The sequence below is a fragment of the Duganella sp. Root1480D1 genome (assembly GCF_001427305.1).
Classification (GTDB): domain Bacteria; phylum Pseudomonadota; class Gammaproteobacteria; order Burkholderiales; family Burkholderiaceae_D; genus Rugamonas.
The window spans coordinates 599506-617950 of record NZ_LMFZ01000012.1; the positions used below are offsets into that span (position 1 = coordinate 599506).

The window sequence follows — 18445 nt, forward strand, 5'->3', positions numbered from 1 at the left end:
TGTTCAGAACTTGAAGTAGTGGTCGACCAGCAGCGCCGCGAACAGCAGCGACAGGTAGATGATGGACCAGGTGAAAGCCTTGCGCGCAACGATATCGCTGTAATGCTTGTAGATGCGCCAGCCGTAGTACAAGAATACCGCGTTCAGCACAATCGCGCTGGCGAGGTAAATCAGGCCGCTCATCTTCACGGCGAACGGCAGCAGCGTGGTGGCTGCCAGGATGATCGAATACAGCCAGACGTGGAAGGCGGTGAAGCCCATACCGTGCGTGACCGGCAGCATCGGCAGGCCGGAACGCTCATAGTCGGCCTTGCGGTACATGGCCAGCGCCCAGAAGTGCGGCGGAGTCCAGACGAAGATGATCAGCACCAGCAGCCAGGCTTGCATCGGCACATCGTTGGCAATGGCGGCCCAGCCCAGGGCCGGCGGCATGGCGCCGGACAGGCCGCCGATCACGATGTTCTGCGGCGTGGCCGGCTTCAGGATCATGGTGTAGATCACGGCGTAGCCGACGAAGGTGACAAAGGTCAGCCACATGGTCAGCGGATTGACCAGCTGGTGCAGGATCCACATGCCGGCGCCGCCGATCACGGCCGCAAACACCACGGTCTGGGGAACGGTGATGTCGCCCATTGCCATCGGGCGGCGCGCGGTACGCGCCATGCGGGCATCGATTTCGCGCTCGGCCAGGCAGTTGACCGCAAACGCGGCGCCCGACAGCAGCCAGATGCCGGCAGTCGCCGCGATCACCACGCGCCAGTCAGGCATGCCATCGCTCGCCAGGAACATGCCGATCACGGCGCAAAACACGGCGAGCTGCGTCACGCGCGGCTTGGTCAGGGCCCAGTATTGGGCCATGCGGGAGGTGGAGGATTTCATTGTTATTGGTAGGCGGGGGCAGCCAGGTACTTAGCCCTGTAGTTTATCATGGTCAGCAACAGCACCAGGGCTGCCGCGCCTGCGTTATGGACCACGGCAATGGCCAGCGGGAAGTTGAAATAAATGGTCGCCACGCCGGTCAATGCCTGCAGTGCCAGCACGGCCGCCATCCAGCGCGCATGCTTGCCCAGGCCGTCGACGCGCCAGGCCTGCCAGGCGGTCGCGCCCAGCACCACCACCACCACGGCAGCGAAGTTGCGATGCACCCAGTGGATCGCCGTCAGCGCCGCGAATGGCAGGTAGTGGCCGGCGGCAGTCTTGCCCAATTCGCGCCACAGGTGGAAACCATGTTCGAAGTCCATCTGGGGCATCCAGGCGCCGCCGCATTTCGGGAATTCGCTGCAAGCCAGGGTCGCGTAGTTGGAACTGACCCAGGCCCCCAGCGCCAGTTGCGCCAGCAGCACCACGCCGGACAGCGCCGCCAGCAGGCGGATGCGGCGCAGGCGTGCCAGCTGCGAGCCGGCGGCGCGCGGCAGCGGCGCATGCAATTGATCCTCGCTCCCGCCGAACCAGGCCAGCAGCGCCAGCAGCGACATGCCCAGCACCAGGTGGCCGGTGACGAAGATTGGCTGCAGCTTCTGCGTCACGGTCCAGGCGCCAAAGGCGCCTTGCAGCAGGATGAAGAAGAACAGGAAAGTCGGATAGCCCGGCGGAATGCGGCGCGCCATGCCGGCACCGGCCCCGGCACGGCCCCTGCCGGTCGAACGCCACCACGCCACGCCCATCATGGCGACGATCAGCACGCCGATGCCCATGGCCAGGTAGCGGTGGATCATCTCGATCCAGGCCTTCATCATGGTGACCGGGCCGGTCGGCATCAGCGATTCGGCGGCGCGGATCTGTTCATGCGCAATGAAAGGATTGGCCTCGCCATAACACCCCGGCCAGTCCGGGCAACCCAGGCCCGAATCGGTCAGGCGCGTGAAGGCGCCGAATACGATCAGGTCGAAAGTCAGGAAGACCGCGATCCAGACCAGCTTGCGGTATTTATTCGTGTCCCTGGAGATCCAGACGGCCGACAGCGGCAGCGACGCCACCAGCAGGGCCGTAATCGCCATATGGGCAAAGGAGTTATGGTCCATGGCACCCGCCTTAGCCGATGGCCGATGCCTTGAGCACCTTGGCCAGGTCTTTCTTGATCTTGGCAGGATCGGCGTTTTTCGGGAAACGCATCATCAGGTGCCCCATCGGGTCGATCAGGTAGATATGCTCCTCCACCTTGCCGCCCTGCTCCAGCGGCAGCCACTTGGCCACCGCGTCGGCCGGCGCGCGCAGGAAGCGGGTGCCGTCGTTCACGCGCAGCATGAAGGTTTCCAGCGGCTCCTGATCGGTGATCAGCCACACGCGCTCGATGCGGTCGGCTTCCTTGCCTTGCATGGTGCGCAGTTGGCGCATCATGAACAGCATGTCCTGGCATTTCTGGTCGCAGGCGGAACCGCCCACCTTGACCATCAGCCATTTGCCCTTGAAGTCCTGCAGCGTCTGCGGCTTGCCATCGACCGTGGTGCTGGCCATGGCCGGGATCGGGTGCATGCGCGGATCGAGCAGGTCGCCGTAATTGGTGCGGCCTTCCGGCTTGATGAAGAAATACGTGATGTAGGAAGCAAGGATCGGCGCCGCGCAAACCAGCAGCACGGCGAACATGTTCCAGCGGCCACGGCGGCGCTGGTTTTCGTCTTGTTTAGCGTTTTCCACTTTTTCTGAACCCGGTGAATACAAAGAAAAGTACTGCCATTGCCGCCAGTGCATACCACTGGAAGGCGTAAGCTTTATGCTTGTCCGCGCCCATGGCCGGTGCCGGCCAGTCGCGCTGCAGCGCTTCGCCGCCGGCCTGCGCGCCCGCCGCATCCGGCGAAGATTGCTCGACCACCAGCGGCTGGAACTTCCAGCCCGTCGCCGCAGCCATTGCCGCCGCATCCGCATTCTGCACGATGGCGCCTGGCGCCAGCCTGGGCGCCTCGCCCAACTGCATCACATGGCCCGGCGCCAGGCGCGCGATGCCTTCGACCACTACCGGGCCGGCCGCAGTGGCGTAGGACGGCAGCTTGTTGCGGTCTGCCATATCGCGTGGCAGCCAGCCGCGCGCCACCAGAACGTGCATATCGCTGCCGGCCAGGCGCAATGGCATCAGCAGGTAGAAGCCCGGCTTACCGGCATGGGGACGGTTGTCCAGGTAGACCGGCCAGTTGCCGGCCCATTCGCCCTGCAGCCGCACGCGGCGGAATTCCACCTCGGCGGCAACGGCCGGCGTTGCGCCCAGCTCCAGCGGCGCCGCGGCGTTGCCAGCCGCCAGGCGCGCCTCGAGCGCCAGCTTCTGCGCCGCGCGGCCATCCTGCCAGCGGCCGGCGGTAATGCCGATCGCCACCAGCACCAGGGTGGCCAGGAAAGGGATCAAGCGGAAGCGGAATGCCATACAATAAGTGTTCCTCAGAAACCGGCCATTTACCATGAAATACTTCGTCGCCATCGCCTTCGTGCTGATCATCGGCAGCCTGGCTTCGGCTTTCATCAGCATGATGCGCAGCAAATCGGCCAATCCGAAGATGGTGCGTGCCTTTGCACTGCGCGTCGGCTTCTCGATCGCGCTGTTCATCACCATCCTGGTGCTGGCCAAACTGGGCTACATCAAGCCAACCGGTATCCGGTAACAGCCCTAAAAACAAAAAAGCCACATCTGCACAGAGCGCGACCTGGGGCGCGTTCTGGCCGATGCGGCTTTTTTTGCCGGTAAATTATACCTGCGTCTTACATCCAGTACACGACCACGTACAGGCCGAGCCAGACTACGTCAACAAAGTGCCAGTACCATGCCGCGCCTTCGAAGGCGAAGTGGTGTTCGGCGCTCATGTCGCCGCGGATCAGGCGGAACAGCACGACGGACAGCATGATCGCGCCCATGGTCACGTGGAAGCCGTGGAAGCCGGTCAGCATGAAGAAGGTCGAGCCGTAAATGCCCGAGGTCAGCTTCAGGTTCAGTTCGCTGTAAGCGTGCATGTATTCATAAGCCTGGAAACCCATGAAGGTTGCGCCCAGCAGTACGGTAGCAGCCAGCCAGAAGATCGCCTTGGAACGGTTGGCAGCTTGCAGCGCGTGGTGCGAGATGGTCAGGGTCATGCCCGAAGCCAGCAGCAGTGCGGTGTTGATGGTCGGGATCGGGAACGGGCCCATTGGGGTGTAGTTGTCCACGGTGCCGGCAGGACCCACGTTGCCGTTCCAGTTGGCAGCGAAATCAGGCCAGATCAGCTTGTGATCCAGGTCGGCCAGCCAAGGCATGGTGATCGAGCGGGCGTAGTACAGCGCGCCGAAGAAGGCGCCGAAGAACATCACTTCGGAGAAGATGAACCAGCCCATCGACCAGCGATAGGACACGTCGATGCGCTTGGAGTACAGGCCTTTTTCGGACTCGGAAATGGCGTCGCCGAACCAGAAGTACAGCACGGCCAGGGTCATGACGATACCGATGTTATTGACGATCATGCCCCATGGTGCGTCGTTGACCCATGCGGATGCGCCAATCATGGTCACCAGCAGGGAAATACCTGCCAGCATTGGCCACTTGGAAGGACCAGGCACGAAGTAGTACGGTGCCGCAGCGTTGTTAGAGCTCATCTTGTTCTCCCTAAAATCCTGTAATAGTTACTTTGAAACCACGAGTTTTACGATCGAAACCAGCAAGCCAATGAACAGGGCCGCGCCCAGCAATCCGGCGACGATGATGTGGACCGGCTTGATCTTCTCCTGGTCCTGGTCAAAATCGCTTTTGCGGCGCAGGCCGAAGAACGACCAGATCACTGCTTTCATCGAATACAAAAACGATCCCATCTGCCTTCCTTAGTTGGCTGCGGTCTGGTTGCCCAGGCCGCCCGCCTCGATAAAGGTGTACGACAGGGTGACGGTCTTCACACTCTTCGGCACCGCCGGATCGATGAAGAACACCACGGGCATCTGCCGCGCCTCCCTCGGTTTCAGCGTCTGCTCCTTGAAGCAGAAGCACTCCACCTTCTTGAAGTGCGGCGTTACTTCCATCGGCGTGTAGCTCGGCACGGCTTGCGCCTTGACCGTGCGGTCCACGCTGTTGACCACCTCGTACACCACCGTCGTCATTTCGCCAGGGTGCACGGTCACACTATTCTGGGTGGCGCGGAAACGCAAGGTGCCCTGCACATTGCTCACCAGCTCCACCGTGATTTCACGGCTCATGTCGACCTGGCTGTTCCTGGCGACTTCCTGCGGCTTGCCATCGATCAGGTTCAGGCCCAGCACCTCGCACAGGTGCTTGTATACCGGGATCAGCGCATAGCCAAAGCCGAACATCATGACGGCTATGACCAGCAGCTTGCCGAGCAGCTTCTTGTTGTTGCCGCTGTTTTCCTGGCTCATTTCAGTGGTGCCCCAGCATCCATTGCTTGCCGATGACGGAAACAAAGAACACTACGGCGACCGACAATAAGATCAGGGCCAGGCGCAGGTTGCTATTCGGCTTCTTCGGGTCAGACATGGTACTTCCTTCATTGGAGCGGCACTGGCCGCCCCAAAAATACAGCTGTTACTTGACAGTCGGCGGCGTTTCGAAGGTGTGGAACGGTGCCGGCGACGGCACGGTCCACTCCAGGCCTTCAGCGCCATCCCATGGCTTGGCTTCCGCTTGCTTGCCGCCACGGATGGTTGGCAGCACAACGAAGAACAGGAAGAACACCTGGCTCAGGCCGAAACCGAAAGCACCGATCGAAGCGATCGAGTTGAAGTCGGTGAACTGTGCCTGGTAGTCGGCGTAACGGCGCGGCATGCCGGCCAGGCCCAGGAAGTGCATCGGGAAGAAGGTTACGTTGAAGGTGATCAGCGACAGCCAGAAGTGGGCTTTGCCCATGGTCTCGTTGTACATGTGGCCAGTCCACTTCGGCGCCCAGTAGTAGAAGCCGGCGAACAGCGCGAACAGGGAACCTGCCACCAGCACGTAGTGGAAGTGCGCCACCACGTAGTAGGTGTCCTGCAGCTGGATGTCGACCGGGGTCACTGCCAGCATCAGGCCGGTGAAGCCGCCCATGGTGAACACGAAGATGAAGCCAACCGAGAACAGCATCGGGGTTTCAAAGGTCATCGAGCCTTTCCACATGGTCGCGATCCAGTTGAAGACCTTCACGCCGGTCGGCACGGAGATCAGCATGGTGGCGTACATGAAGAACAGCTGCGAGGTCACCGGCATGCCGGTGGTGAACATGTGGTGGGCCCAGACGATGAACGACAGGATCGCGATGGACGCGGTGGCGTACACCATCGAAGCGTAGCCGAACAGTTGCTTGCGGGCGAAGGCCGGGATGATCTGCGACACGATGCCGAAGGCCGGCAGGATCATGATGTACACCTCCGGGTGACCGAAGAACCAGAAGATGTGCTGGTACATCACCGGGTCGCCGCCGCCGGCGGCGTTGAAGAAGGAGGTGCCGAAGTGACGGTCGGTCAGGGTCATGGTGATGGCGCCTGCCAGGACCGGCATCACGGCGATCAGCAGGTAGGCGGTGATCAGCCAGGTCCAGCAGAACATCGGCATCTTCATCAGGGTCATGCCGGGAGCGCGCATGTTCAGGATGGTGACGATGATGTTGATGGAGCCCATGATCGACGATGCGCCCATGATGTGCATGGCGAAGATACCCATGTCCATGCCGATGCCCATCTGGGTCGACAGCGGAGCGTACAGGGTCCAGCCGGCCGCAGTGGCGCCGCCCGGCACGAAGAACGAGCCAGCCAGCAGGATCGCGGCGGGAGGCAGCAGCCAGAACGAGAAGTTGTTCATGCGGGCGAACGCCATGTCGGAGGCGCCGATCTGCAGCGGGATCATCCAGTTGGCGAAGCCGACGAAGGCCGGCATGATGGCGCCGAACACCATCACCAGGCCGTGCATGGTGGTCAGCTGGTTGAAGAACTCAGGCTGGAAGAACTGCAGGCCAGGCTTGAACAGTTCGGTACGGATCATCAGTGCCAGCACGCCGCCGGACAGCAGCATGATGAAGGAGAACCACATGTACAGGGTACCGATGTCCTTGTGGTTGGTCGCGAACAGCCAACGGCTCAGGCCGTGTGGATGATCGTGTGCGTGATCGTGGTCGCCGTGGGCGTGATCGTGTGCGTGATCGATAGTGCTCATGTAATGCTCCTAATTACTTGGCGCGAGCAGCCACAACTTCGGCTGGCTGGACGATGTTTTCCGCTGGCTTATTCGACCAGTTGTTGCGGGTGTAGGTGATGACAGCCGCGATATCGGTATCGGACAGTTGCTTCCATGCCGGCATTTCGGATGGGAACTTGCCCGACTTCTTACCGTGCAGCAGCACGTTGATCTGTTCAGCTTTCGGGCCGTTCACGACTGGCGAACCGTCCAGTGCCGCGAAGGCATTCGGCACGCCCTTGCCGTTCGCCTGGTGGCAGACTGCGCAATTGGCGGTGTAGACTTTTTCGCCCTTGGTCTTCAGTTCATCGATGGTCCAGGTCTTGTTCGGATCGTCTGCCAGGGCAGCCATTTCCTTCTTCTTGCCATTGACCCAGGCGGTGTACTCTTCGGCGCTCACGACTTTGACCACGATCGGCATGAAAGCGTGCTCTTTACCGCACAGCTCGGCGCAGTTGCCGCGGAAGGTGCCGGTGTATTCAGCCTTGAACCAGGTATCGCGCACGAAGCCGGGAATCGCATCCTGCTTGACGCCGAAGGCCGGGATCATCCAGGCGTGGATCACGTCGTTGGCGGTGGTGACGATGCGGACTTTTTTGCCAACTGGCACGACCACTTCGTTATCCACTTCCATCAGGTAGTTTTCGCCGCGCTTCTCGGTCGGCTCTTCACCCGGGTTGCCCACTTGCGCGCGTGGCGTCGACAGGTTGGAGACGAAGGAAATGCCTTCGCCTTCGCCCTTCAGGTAGTCATAGCCCCATTTCCACTGCATGCCGGTGGCTTTGATGGTGATGTCGGCGTTGGAGGTGTCTTTCATTGCAACCACGGTCTTGGTTGCTGGCAGTGCCATGCCGATAACAATCAGGAAAGGCACCACGGTCCATGCGATTTCAACTGCGGTGGATTCGTGGAAGGTGGCGGCTTTGTGGCCGACCGACTTGCGGTGCTTGAAGATCGAGTAGAACATCACGCCGAACACGGCGACGAAGATAACCATAATGATCACCATCATCATGGTGTGCAGGTTATAGATGTTTTCAGCGATCTGTGTTGCAGGAGCCTGCAGGTTCAACTGATGGACCATCGGACCGCCGGTGGCACCGGTCTTTGCCGTGTAGTCGCCGGCCGCTGTCGCCGCAGGCTCGGCCCACGCCGGCATCGCTGCGACGGTAACGGCCAAGCCGAGCATCAACGATTGAAGTCGCTTCGCAAGTTTCATGTTTTCCCCAACCACCCAAAAATAAAGAAGATTTTTGTGCGCCAGGCCGGCTTAGCCGGCATCCCGCCACACGCTAAACACCTAAAGGCTCCGAGCCCAGGCAGCGCGAAAAAATCGCGACCGGACTGTGCTGGAACCTTGAAAAACACTCCCGATGACCACACATCACCAGTAGCTTTGTTGCCATGTTTGCCGTGCCTGGACCGCCTTGTTGCGTTCGGCTGGGCGAAGTGCTGGCAAAATTAGCTAATGATTATACTCAGTGAACATGTCCTGCATCAAGGGCAGCACACCCCTGGCTGTGGTATACGCAAGTAACTCCGCCCTTCCTTGCCTATTTTTTAGGCTTCCTTGGCAGGTCGAACCGGATGATCGCTTCGCCGCTGCTGGTGACCTTCGGGGCCGGGCGGAAGGCATGGCCGTAGATCACTTCGAACGTCAGCGCCAGTTTGCCGTCTGCGCGGCGCTGCTTTTCCAGGCCTTGCAGCATGCGCTGGTAAGCCTGTTTTCCCAGCAGCCCCTTGCGACGCGTCTGCAGCGGATTGCCGCCCAGCGCGCGGGCGTCGGCCAGCAGCTTGTCGGCGCTGTCGTAGGTGACCGTTATCTTTTCCATATCCATGACCGGCTCGGCAAAGCCGGCTTCCACCAGTTGGTCGCCAAAGTCGTGCATGTCGACGAAGGGCAGCGTGTGCGGCGCCAGGTCGACGTCGGCAAAGGCGGTGCGCAATTCCTGCAGCGTGTCCGGTCCGAAGCACGAGAACATCAGCAGGCCGCCCACCTTCAGCACCCGATGCCATTCCGCAAACACGCGGTCCGGCTGCGGGTGCCAGTGCAGCGCAAGGTTAGACCAGACCAGGTCCACGTTGTTGCGCGCCAGCGGCAGGTCGGCCATATCGGCGCACAGGTAGTCAATGCCGGATTTTGCTGGTAACAATTTGCCAATCAATTGGCTCAGGCCAGTCTTGCCGGCCTGGCCGCGCGCCGCCGCAATCATGGCCGGGGAGGTGTCGATACCCAGGATCTGGGCAGCGGGATAGCTCTTTTGCAAGACCGGCAAGTCCGGGCCGGTGCCACAGCCGGCATCTACTACGCGCAGCGGGTTCACTTTGACCAATTGCAGGCGTTCATGCATGCGGCTGGCGATCTCGCGCCGCAGGAAATCGGACTCCGCCACGCGGGCCGGATCGGCAAACAGGGCGCGGACACGATCCAGGTCAATAGGAGCGCTTAATTTCGGCGGTTTTGCTGGGACTTGCATATTTAATACGGTTCTTTAATGGGATAATCCGGGCAGTTTACTCGTTCGCGGGGATTAGCGATGGCTTCTGCAATTGCCTACCGCCTGCTGGCCGCCCTGCTGCCCTGCAATTGCGTGCTGTGCGGCGCCAGCGGACCGGCCTTGCTCTGTCCTGGCTGCCGCCAGCAATTCTTCGCCGCCGCCATCGCCCGCTGTCCGCTCTGCGCCAATCCGCTGCCGCCCACCGCTTCCGCCGCGTTGGCCGGGCCCGGCCAAGGCTTGCTGCACCTCGTGCCATGCGGACGTTGCCAGGCCGAGCGTCCCGCTTTCGACGCCACCGTGGTGGCCGCCGACTACGCCCTTCCGGTCGACCGCCTCGTGCTTCAGTTAAAATTCGCCCGCCAGCTCGCGCTGGCGCGCCTGTTTGCTGGCCTGCTGGCCGATGCGGTGCAGCGGACCGATGCCAGCCGTCATCCGCGCCCCGCCCTGCTCTGCCCCGTGCCGCTTGGCTTGCAGCGCCTGTCCGAGCGCGGCTTCAACCAGGCGCTGGAAATCGCCCGGCCGCTAGGCAAAACCCTTGGCATCGCCGTCCATGCCAAGCTTGCGGTACGCGTGCGCGACACCCCGGCCCAGAGCAGCACGCCGCATGGCGCGCGCCACGCCAACATCGCACACGCCTTCGCGATCCCGGAGCGGGCACTGGTTGAAGGCCGGCATATCGGCGTGGTGGACGATGTAATGAGCAGCGGCCAGACGCTGCAGGAATTAGCCGCAACGCTCAAACGCCACGGCGCCGCGCGCGTAACGAACTATGTGTTCGCCCGCACGCCGCCGAACACGAATTAGGAGAAGAACTTGTTTCATGTAGTGCTGGTCAACCCGGAAATCCCGCCCAACACGGGCAATGTGATCCGCCTGTGCGCGAACACTGGCGCGCAGTTGCACCTGATCGAGCCGCTCGGCTTCCCGCTCGACGACGCCAAGATGCGCCGCGCCGGACTCGATTACCACGAATACGCGCAAATGAAGGTGCACAGGGACTGGGCAGCCTTCCTGGCTGACGTGCAGCCGGACGCCAGCCGCCTGTTCGCCATGACCACCCATGGCTCGCGCCCCTTCGCCGAACTGGCCTTCCAGCCTGGCGACGTGTTCGTGTTCGGCAGCGAAACGCGCGGCCTGGCACCGGAGTTCCGAGAATCTTTCCCGACCGGACAGCGCATCCGCCTCCCGATGATGCCCGGCAATCGCAGCCTCAACCTCTCCAACACCGTGGCGGTGGTGGTATTCGAGGCCTGGCGCCAGCACGGCTACGCCGGCGGCGCATAAGATTTGATCTGCCTCAAACGCCGGGCGTGCTGCAAGCGGAACCCGGCAGCAGGGCAGCGATCAAAACGCGCATGCCCCACAGTCCAACACCAAGCCATTCGCCGGACCAGCTCGATAGCGCATGGAAGTGCGCGATCGATCTCCTGATCGAAGAGTGCCTGGCGACCTGCTTTCCCGCCATCCTGGCCGTCCTGGACCTGTCGCGCCCGATCACGGCCGTCGATACCGAGCTCCACCAGCCTGCCGATGGGGTTTCACCGATGGCGATGGCATGCCATGCCGATCGGGTATTCCTCTGTCATGCCAGCGATGGCCGCCCCGTCTGCCTGCATATCGAGATCCAATGCCAGCGCGAAGAACATTTCGCCGAACGCATGTTTGTCTACCATGCACTCTTGTTTGCCAAGCATAAGCTGCCCGTCATCAGCCTTGCCATACTCGGCGACAGTAGCGAGACCTGGCGTCCCGATCAATTTTCTTATGGTTTCGCCGGCACCGGGCTTAAATTGCATTTCGGCATCGCCAAACTGCTCGACCTTGAACCATCCTTGCCCGCCCTCCTCAAGTCAGGCAACGCCTTTGCCTTGTTCGTAGCTGCGCATCTCGAAATAATGCGAACAAAAGAGGAACCTTTTGCGCGCATGCGTGCCAAATGCAGGCTGACGGAGATTCTTTGCTTGTACGGCAAGAGCAACGAGCAGGTGGCGTTAATGTTCGAGCTCCTGGACCGTCTGATGCAATTGCCGGCAGAGCAGGACAAGTCTTATCGCCAATTTGTCTGGACCTTCAAGGAGAAACACATGCTGACCATTACACAACGGCTCAAGCACGACGCCATCCGCCGCGGCTTGGAGCGCGGCACGTCATTGGGACTGCGCTGGGGCTTCCGCACCGGAAGCCAAGCAGGGTGGGCGCAGGGGCTGGAACAGGGGCTGGAACAGGGGCTGGAACAGGGGCTGGAACAGGGGCTGGAACAAGGGTTGGAACGGGGACGCCAGGAGGGTCGCGGCGAAGGTCGTGACGAAGGTCGTGACGAAGGCCGGCGCATGCTGCTGATGGAGTTGATGGAACAACGATTCGGGCCACTCCCCCAGCAAGCTGTTGCGCGCTTGAACCAGGCGTCCCCTGACGAGGTCGCGCACTGGAGCAGCCGCTTCTGCGAAGCAAGCACACTGGAAGACTTGCTGGGTTGACGCCGGGAACCGTGTGGGCGCACGAGGTTGGAGTGTCGTATAACGCGACTGAAAGGAGATCACGATGTTCGACCTCGACTTACCATGGTGGGAATACGCCGTGCGCGGCGTTGCGATCTATGTAGCGTTGCTGGTCATGATGCGCTTGAGCGGCAAGCGCACCATCGGCCAGTTCACCCCGTTCGACCTCTTGGTCATCATGCTCCTGAGTGAAGCCGTTTCACCCGGGCTGACCGGCGGCGATCACTCGGTAGCAGGTGGACTGATTGTGGTTGTGACGCTGGTAGTGCTCAACTTGGCCATCGCTTTTGTAACCGCGCGCAGCGAGAAAGCTGCCGAGTTTGTCGAGGGCACGGCCGTCCTGATCGGCCGCGACGGCAAGATCTTCCAAGAAGTCTTGAAGCGAAATCACGTGGCCGAGAGTGACATGGAGCAATCGTTGCGCGAAGCCGACTGCCCTTTGGAATCAATGAAATACGCCTTCCTCGAAGCGGACGGCAAGATCACCATCCTGCAGCACTAGCCTAAAACGCCATCACATTCGCAGCCACCAGCACTGCTCGCAAGACAAAGCCCAGGATAAACCACAGGATAAACGAACGCTTGAGCAACTTTGCGGCGATCGCAACGGCCAGCGCGAAGCCCAGCCACTTGAGCATCCGTGTGCGGAAATCCTTCATGACCTGCTTCGATTGGTCCGGGCTGTCCGCTGTGGCTGAGGGGGCATCGGGAACTGCATCAGGTGCATTGGCCTGGTCGAGCGGCACGTATTCCAGGTTCCCGCCAGGCTTGCTGACCATGACGCTGCTCATTTCGGTCTGGTCGGAAGGGCAAGCGTCACGCTGGGCGACGGTTTCGCCATCTGCATGCCGGCACCAATGGAGGGCTTGCAACGGCGCTTGGTGACTAGCTTCAACTTCCTGCACGGCCTCGGCCCGCACCATAAAGCCCAGCAACGCCAGGACTACAGCAATTTTTCTCATATTATCGTTCCTGCAATTTTGGGACAGGAATTCTATATGAGAAAAGTGCCATCAACCCATCTTTGTTGCTTTTAACTCAAAGGAAGCCGATGTGCTTGCGCTCCAGCCCCGACATCACCAGCTTGATATAGCGGTTGGGGATGTACAGCTCCACCTCCACCATCGCCCCCTCGGCATTGCGCGCCTCGGAGATCAGGTGGAAGAAGCTGCGGTCGGGACTGGCCTCCTTGCAAGGCAGGAATTTGCCGGATGGTCCATCCGTCAAGTAATCCTTCAGCGTGTTGCCCAGTTCGGCCACGCCCTCGTCGGTCAGCAACACACCAAAAGCCATGACGGCCTCCTATTGTCCAAACATGCGCACTTTGGCCAGCAGCTTGGTGGTCGAGCGGTCATGCTCGAAATCGATGGCCACCGCCTTGCCGCCGTAAGCCAGCACCGCCTGCCCTTCCGGGATTGCGGTCATATCGTAATCGCCGCCCTTGGCGTAAATCTCGGGCCTGGCCTGCAACACCGCTTCCAGCGCGGTGTCTTCATCGAACGGCACTACCAGGCTGACCGACTCCAGCGCCGCCAGCAGCGCCATGCGGTCTTCGCAATTGTTCAGCGGACGGTCGTCGCCCTTGCCAAGGCGCTTGACCGAGGCATCGGTATTGGCCGCCACCACCAGCGACGCGCCCAGCGAGCGCGCCTGCGCCAGGTAAGTCACATGGCCGCGGTGCAGGATGTCGAACACGCCGTTGGTCATGACCACCGGCTTCGGCAGCGCCGCGACCCGCGCGGCCAGTTCGTCGCGCGAGCACATCTTCTGTTCAAACTCGATCATTCGCCTTCTTCTTCCTCTTCTTCATCCAACTGCATGCTCAGGCCGCCCGACGATTTCGGCGCTGCGGCAGCTTGCGCCGCCGCATCCGGCGGCGGGCGGTTGCCATGCAGCTTGATCTGCAGGCGCAGGCCGTTGGTCGAGTCGGCATTGCGCAGCGCTTCTTCGTAGGCGATGTAGCCCTTATTATAGAGTTCGAACAGGGCCTGGTCGAAGGTGCACATACCCAGCTCGCGCGACTTGGCCATGATCTCCTTGATCGAGTGGAAGTTACCCTTGAAGATCATCTCCGAGATGGTCGGCGTGTTCAGCAGGATCTCGATCGCCGCTTTGCGGCCCTTGCCGTCTTCTGTGCGGATCAGGCGCTGCGACACGATGGCGCGCAGGTTGGACGACAAGTCCATCAGCAACTGGTTGCGGCGCTCTTCCGGGAAGAAGTTGATGATGCGGTCCATGGTCTGGTTCGCATTGTTCGCGTGCAGGGTGCCCAGGCAAAGGTGGCCGGTTTCGGCAAAGGCAATCGCGTGCTCCATGGTTTCGGTGTCTCGGATCTCGCCGATCAGGATCACGTCCGGCGCCTGGCGCAGGGTGTTTTTCAGCGCATGGTGCCAGGACAGGGTATCCACGCCAACTTCGCGGTGGGTAATCAGGCAGTTCTTGTTCTTGTGGACGTACTCGACCGGATCTTCGACGGTGATGATGTGGCCGGCCGAGTTCTGGTTGCGGTAGTCGATCATGGCCGCCAGCGAGGTCGATTTACCGGAGCCGGTACCGCCCACCACCAGCACCAGGCCGCGCTTGGTCATCACGACTTCCTTCAGCACTTCCGGCAGGTCGAGTTTCTCGAAATTCGGGATTTCGGAGGCGATGGTGCGGCACACCATGCCGACCGCCTGCTGCTGCACGAAGACATTCACGCGGAAACGGCAGACATTGGGCAGCGAAATCGCGAAATTGCATTCAAGCTCGGTTTCGAACTCGCGGCGCTGCTTCTCGTTCATGATGGCGTAAGCCAGGGCCCGCGTCACGTCCGCGGTCAGGCGCTGCTGGCTCAGGGCGCGCATCGAGCCCTGCGACTTGATACTGGGCGGGAAATCCGCTGAAATGAACAAGTCGGAACCGCCGACCTGGTGCATGGCCGTCAGCAGTTTGAAGATATACGACTGGGCTTCTTCGTGGCCTAGCGTGGATGACATATTTGCCTCGTTATAGGGTTTTGCAGATCATTATAGCCAGTGCCCTTCCCCATTCATGGCATTGCAACAAGGTATTCAACTGTGTTCAAATGGGTTCATGACACTGACCGAGCTCAAATATATCGTAGCAGTTGCCAGAGCGAAACACTTCGGCCATGCCGCCGAGGCCTGTTTTGTGGCTCAACCTACCTTGTCTGTCGCAATCAAGAAACTGGAAGACGAGCTCGGCGTCGTCCTGTTCGAGCGCGGCGGGGCGGAAATCTCCGTCACCCCGCTGGGCGCCCAGATCGTGGCCCAGGCCGAACGGGTGCTGGAGCAGACGGCAGCAATCAAGGAACTGGCAAAGCAGAACAAGGATCCGCTGGCCGGCCCGTTGCGGCTGGGCGTCATCTACACCATCGGCCCCTACCTGTTGCCGCCTTTAGTCAAGCGGATGATTGAAACCACGCCGCAGATGCCGCTGGTGCTGCAGGAGAATTTCACGGTCAAGCTGCTGGAAATGCTGCGCCAGGGCGAGCTCGATGCCGCCATCATGGCGCTGCCGCTGCCGGAGCACGGCATGGCGGTGCAGCCGCTGTACGACGAGCCTTTCGTGGTGGCGATGCCGAAAAACCATCCCTGGGCCGCGCGCGTCGCCATTCCGGCCGAGAACCTGAAGACCGAAACCATGCTCTTGCTGGGCAATGGCCACTGCTTCCGCGACCAGGTGCTGGAAGTGTGCCCGGAAATGGCGCGTTTCTCCTCGCCGGGCAACGGCATGCAGCGCACCTTCGAGGGCTCCTCGCTGGAGACCATCCGCCACATGGTGGCCAGCGGCATCGGCCTGACCGTGCTGCCGCGCGCCTCGGTGCCGGACATGGAAGGCCGCGACGGCATGTTGGCATTCCGCTATTTCGAGAACCCTGAGCCGAACCGGCGCGTGGTGATCGTCTGGCGCAAGAGCTTTACCCGCAAGGCGGCCATTGACGCGGTGGTAGCCGCGGTGGCCGACTGCCAGCTGCCCGGCGTCCACATGCTGAACGGGCATGCGGAGTAAAATGCCGGGATGCATGCGACGACCCAACCCCTGAGCAAACTCGAACTCTACTTCCGCCTGGTCCGGCTGGACAAGCCGATCGGCACCGTACTGTTGCTGTGGCCGACCCTGGCCGCGCTGTGGCTGGCTTCCGGCGGCGTGCCGGACTGGAAGCTGCTGCTGATTTTCTCGCTAGGCACGTTCCTGATGCGTTCGGCCGGCTGCGCCGTCAACGATTACGCCGACCAGGATTTCGACAAGCACGTCAAGCGCACCGCCGAGCGCCCCATCACCAGCGGCCGCGTCAGCGGCAGGGAAGCGCTGCTGATTGCCGCCGGACTGTCGCTGCTGGCCTTCCTCCTGATCCAGCCGCTGAACGCGCTGGTCAAGCAGCTGAGCGTGGCGGCACTTGTCATAGCCGGCACCTATCCCTACTTCAAGCGCTTCTTCGCCATTCCGCAAGCCTACCTCGGCATTGCCTTCGGCTTCGGCATGCCGATGGCCTTCGCCGCCGTGCAGAACACGGTGCCGCCGGTGGCCTGGCTGCTGCTGCTGGGGAATGTGTTCTGGGCCGTCGCCTATGACACCGAATACGCCATGGTCGACCGCGACGACGACCTGAAAATCGGCATCAAGACTTCCGCCATCACGTTTGGCCGCTTCGACGTGGCCGCCATCATGCTCTGCTATGGCCTGCACCTGGCGATCCTGCTGGTGGTCGGGCAACAGTTCGGCCTGGGCCTGCCCTTCCTGCTGGGCATGGCGGTGGCGGCCGGCTGCGCGATTTACCACTACTTTTTGATCCGCAGTCGCGAGCGTGCGCCTTGTTTTGCCGCCTTCCGTCACAATAACTACCTCGGCGCCGCTGTCTTCGCAGGCATTGCGCTCGACTACGCGCTGCGCTGACCTATACTGGAATTTACTCCGAGTGCTGTTCACTGAGACGAGGCGATCATGGACCAGACACCACAATCTACGACGGCTAAACCAAATGGCGGCGGCGTTGCCAACGGCAAGAGCCATAGCCACAACGAAAGCGCGGAAGCCCGCGAAAAGCTGATGGGCGACCTGAAACAGGCCGTGCAGGATGCCGAAACCTGGCTGCGCAACGCGGCATCGGCCAATTCCGAGGACCTGGGCATGGTCAAGGCCAAGTTCGAAGACACCCTGCGCACCGCCAAGCGCGACTTGCTGAAGCTGGAAGACAGCATGATCGCCCGCGGCAAGATGGCAGCCCAGGCCACCGACCACTATGTGCACGACAATCCCTGGAAGTCAGTCGCCACCGGCGCTGCCATCGGCGTGATTGTCGGCCTGCTGGTCGCGCGCCGTTGATCCTTCGCTTCAGTCGCGCCGCGCAGCCGCCGCTGCGCGGTAGGCTGCCGGCGTGGTATCGAACAACTGGCTGAAGGTCCGCCGCAGCATGGCTTCCGTGCGGAAGCCCGATTGCAGTGCGACCTGCAGCATCGACAGGCCCGGCCGGGCCAGCAACTCTTTCGCGTATTCGCCGCGGCAGCGCGCGATGTAAACGTGCGGCGGCATGCCCACCGCATGCTGGAAGCGGCGCGAGAAATTGCGCACGCTCATGGCCGTGCGCTGCGCCGCGCCTTCCACCGTCAAGTCCTGCTTGAAACAGCGCTCGATGTATTCCTGCGCCTGGCGAATGCGCTGGTCGCCATGCTGCTTCAATCCCGCGTTGCGCAAGGCAATGTGGCCTGCGCTCGGCTGGCTGGGGGGATTGGTGTAACGCGAGAGCTTGTGCGCCACCGCATCGCCGTGGAAATGGCCGACCAGGTAGCTGCAGGCATCCAGGCATGGATTGACCGAGCCGGCGCTGATGATGCTGCCGTCGATCACCAGCGGCACGTCGGGGCTGAAGCGCACGTCGGGATAATGCTGGGCGAAGACGCGCTGGTCGGACAGGTTGCCCGTCACTTCACGGCCATCGAGCAGGCCGGTTTCGGCCAGGATGCGCATGCCGCCAGCCATGCCCACCAGCAGCGCGCCGCCGGCATGGGCTTGCCGCAGCCATTCACGCAGCGCCGGCGGGATCGGCCGGCGCGCGGCCAGCGGCAGGTAGTAAGGCGGCACGATCACGGCATGCGGCGCCGGCATGTCGGCCAGGGACGCCTCCGGCTGCAAGGGCGGGCCGGTGAAGGAACGCACTGGCGCCTTGTCGATTGCAACCAGGCGGGCCCGGAACAGTTCCGCAGCGCGCAAATCGGCGTTGCGCGCGTGCAGCGTACCGGCGATGGCAAATGCTTCCCGCGCCAGCAGGGCAAGGCCTCCCCAGCAGTCGTCCCCCACATAAATGGCGATTGAAACTGGCGCTCTCATCCTGGCCGATACTA

General features: G+C 61.7%; 24 protein-coding genes. 8 read left to right on the forward strand and 16 right to left on the reverse strand.

Features of this window, described 5'->3' with window-relative positions:
• Window positions 1–3: 3 nt before the first annotated feature.
• From cyoE to ASD58_RS15105, 4 genes are read right to left on the reverse strand one after another with little or no spacing between them, the layout of a single operon-like run.
• Complete coding sequence (gene cyoE / locus ASD58_RS15090) at window positions 4–879, reverse strand: heme o synthase (protein WP_057261967.1); 876 nt, start codon at window positions 877–879, stop codon at window positions 4–6.
• 2 nt (window positions 880–881) lie between these two features.
• Window positions 882–2021: a heme A synthase gene (locus ASD58_RS15095; RefSeq protein ID WP_229209988.1), complete on the reverse strand. Its 1140-nt coding sequence runs from the start codon at window positions 2019–2021 to the stop codon at window positions 882–884.
• Window positions 2022–2031: 10 nt separating this feature from the next.
• A complete protein-coding gene (locus ASD58_RS15100; RefSeq protein WP_057261968.1) occupies window positions 2032–2634 on the reverse strand; it encodes an SCO family protein in 603 nt (200 codons plus the stop codon).
• Complete coding sequence (locus ASD58_RS15105; RefSeq protein WP_057261969.1) at window positions 2621–3352, reverse strand: SURF1 family protein; 732 nt, start codon at window positions 3350–3352, stop codon at window positions 2621–2623. Before ASD58_RS15105 ends, ASD58_RS15100 begins: the two co-directional genes overlap by 14 nt.
• Window positions 3353–3386: 34 nt before the next feature.
• On the opposite strand from ASD58_RS15105, the gene ASD58_RS15110 reads away from it, so the two are divergent.
• Entirely contained in the window at window positions 3387–3587 is a 201-nt protein-coding gene (locus tag ASD58_RS15110) for a DUF2909 domain-containing protein (RefSeq protein ID WP_057261970.1), read from the forward strand.
• A gap of 97 nt (window positions 3588–3684) precedes the next feature.
• Here ASD58_RS15110 and ASD58_RS15115 read toward each other — a convergent pair whose 3' ends face one another.
• The 7 genes from ASD58_RS15115 to ASD58_RS15140 all read right to left on the reverse strand — a co-directional run bounded on the left by ASD58_RS15115 (window position 3685) and on the right by ASD58_RS15140 (window position 9582).
• Window positions 3685–4548, reverse strand: coding sequence for a cytochrome c oxidase subunit 3 (locus ASD58_RS15115; RefSeq protein WP_057261971.1), 864 nt, complete (start codon window positions 4546–4548; stop codon window positions 3685–3687).
• A 27-nt stretch (window positions 4549–4575) separates the two neighbouring features.
• A complete protein-coding gene (locus ASD58_RS15120; protein ID WP_057261972.1) occupies window positions 4576–4761 on the reverse strand; it encodes a DUF2970 domain-containing protein in 186 nt (61 codons plus the stop codon).
• Between the two features lie 9 nt (window positions 4762–4770).
• Window positions 4771–5319, reverse strand: coding sequence for a cytochrome c oxidase assembly protein (locus ASD58_RS15125; protein ID WP_057261973.1), 549 nt, complete (start codon window positions 5317–5319; stop codon window positions 4771–4773).
• A 1-nt stretch (window position 5320) separates the two neighbouring features.
• Window positions 5321–5437: a cytochrome oxidase small assembly protein gene (locus tag ASD58_RS32215; protein ID WP_229209989.1), complete on the reverse strand. Its 117-nt coding sequence runs from the start codon at window positions 5435–5437 to the stop codon at window positions 5321–5323.
• Between the two features lie 48 nt (window positions 5438–5485).
• Window positions 5486–7084: a cytochrome c oxidase subunit I gene (gene ctaD / locus ASD58_RS15130; protein WP_057261974.1), complete on the reverse strand. Its 1599-nt coding sequence runs from the start codon at window positions 7082–7084 to the stop codon at window positions 5486–5488.
• A 13-nt stretch (window positions 7085–7097) separates the two neighbouring features.
• Complete coding sequence (gene coxB, locus ASD58_RS15135) at window positions 7098–8324, reverse strand: cytochrome c oxidase subunit II (RefSeq protein ID WP_057261975.1); 1227 nt, start codon at window positions 8322–8324, stop codon at window positions 7098–7100.
• A 334-nt stretch (window positions 8325–8658) separates the two neighbouring features.
• Window positions 8659–9582, reverse strand: coding sequence for a methyltransferase domain-containing protein (locus ASD58_RS15140; protein WP_057261976.1), 924 nt, complete (start codon window positions 9580–9582; stop codon window positions 8659–8661).
• Window positions 9583–9642: 60 nt separating this feature from the next.
• On the opposite strand from ASD58_RS15140, the gene ASD58_RS15145 reads away from it, so the two are divergent.
• The 4 genes from ASD58_RS15145 (at window position 9643) to ASD58_RS15160 (ending at window position 12603) form a co-directional block, all read left to right on the forward strand.
• Window positions 9643–10407, forward strand: coding sequence for a ComF family protein (locus tag ASD58_RS15145; protein WP_057261977.1), 765 nt, complete (start codon window positions 9643–9645; stop codon window positions 10405–10407).
• 9 nt (window positions 10408–10416) lie between these two features.
• Window positions 10417–10887, forward strand: coding sequence for a tRNA (uridine(34)/cytosine(34)/5-carboxymethylaminomethyluridine(34)-2'-O)-methyltransferase TrmL (gene trmL / locus ASD58_RS15150; RefSeq protein ID WP_057261978.1), 471 nt, complete (start codon window positions 10417–10419; stop codon window positions 10885–10887).
• Between the two features lie 71 nt (window positions 10888–10958).
• Window positions 10959–12080: a hypothetical protein gene (locus tag ASD58_RS31255; RefSeq protein ID WP_057261979.1), complete on the forward strand. Its 1122-nt coding sequence runs from the start codon at window positions 10959–10961 to the stop codon at window positions 12078–12080.
• 64 nt (window positions 12081–12144) lie between these two features.
• Complete coding sequence (locus tag ASD58_RS15160) at window positions 12145–12603, forward strand: DUF421 domain-containing protein (RefSeq protein ID WP_057261980.1); 459 nt, start codon at window positions 12145–12147, stop codon at window positions 12601–12603.
• Between the two features lies 1 nt (window position 12604).
• Here ASD58_RS15160 and ASD58_RS15165 read toward each other — a convergent pair whose 3' ends face one another.
• The 4 genes from ASD58_RS15165 to ASD58_RS15180 all read right to left on the reverse strand — a co-directional run bounded on the left by ASD58_RS15165 (window position 12605) and on the right by ASD58_RS15180 (window position 15079).
• On the reverse strand, window positions 12605–13063 hold the full coding sequence (locus ASD58_RS15165) for a hypothetical protein (RefSeq protein WP_156401287.1): 459 nt from the start codon (window positions 13061–13063) through the stop codon (window positions 12605–12607).
• 76 nt (window positions 13064–13139) lie between these two features.
• Window positions 13140–13394, reverse strand: a complete 255-nt coding sequence (locus tag ASD58_RS15170; protein ID WP_057261982.1) for a hypothetical protein — start codon at window positions 13392–13394, stop codon at window positions 13140–13142.
• 9 nt (window positions 13395–13403) lie between these two features.
• Window positions 13404–13886, reverse strand: coding sequence for an adenylyltransferase/cytidyltransferase family protein (locus ASD58_RS15175; protein WP_057261983.1), 483 nt, complete (start codon window positions 13884–13886; stop codon window positions 13404–13406).
• Window positions 13883–15079 (reverse strand): PilT/PilU family type 4a pilus ATPase, encoded by a 1197-nt coding sequence (locus ASD58_RS15180; protein ID WP_057261984.1) that lies wholly within the window; start codon window positions 15077–15079, stop codon window positions 13883–13885. Before ASD58_RS15180 ends, ASD58_RS15175 begins: the two co-directional genes overlap by 4 nt.
• 97 nt (window positions 15080–15176) lie before the next feature.
• Here ASD58_RS15180 and ASD58_RS15185 point away from each other — a divergent pair, with 97 nt between their 5' ends.
• From ASD58_RS15185 to ASD58_RS15195, 3 genes are read left to right on the forward strand one after another with little or no spacing between them, the layout of a single operon-like run.
• Window positions 15177–16115 (forward strand): hydrogen peroxide-inducible genes activator, encoded by a 939-nt coding sequence (locus tag ASD58_RS15185; protein ID WP_057261985.1) that lies wholly within the window; start codon window positions 15177–15179, stop codon window positions 16113–16115.
• A gap of 30 nt (window positions 16116–16145) precedes the next feature.
• A complete protein-coding gene (gene ubiA / locus ASD58_RS15190) occupies window positions 16146–17000 on the forward strand; it encodes a 4-hydroxybenzoate octaprenyltransferase (protein WP_057262114.1) in 855 nt (284 codons plus the stop codon).
• 48 nt (window positions 17001–17048) lie between these two features.
• Window positions 17049–17429: a YqjD family protein gene (locus tag ASD58_RS15195; protein WP_057261986.1), complete on the forward strand. Its 381-nt coding sequence runs from the start codon at window positions 17049–17051 to the stop codon at window positions 17427–17429.
• 9 nt (window positions 17430–17438) lie between these two features.
• On the opposite strand, the gene ASD58_RS15200 is transcribed toward ASD58_RS15195, so the two are convergent.
• The gene (locus ASD58_RS15200; RefSeq protein ID WP_162253017.1) at window positions 17439–18431 is read right to left on the reverse strand and encodes a GlxA family transcriptional regulator; all 993 of its coding nucleotides are present in this window, start codon (window positions 18429–18431) and stop codon (window positions 17439–17441) included.
• Window positions 18432–18445: the final 14 nt, after the last annotated feature.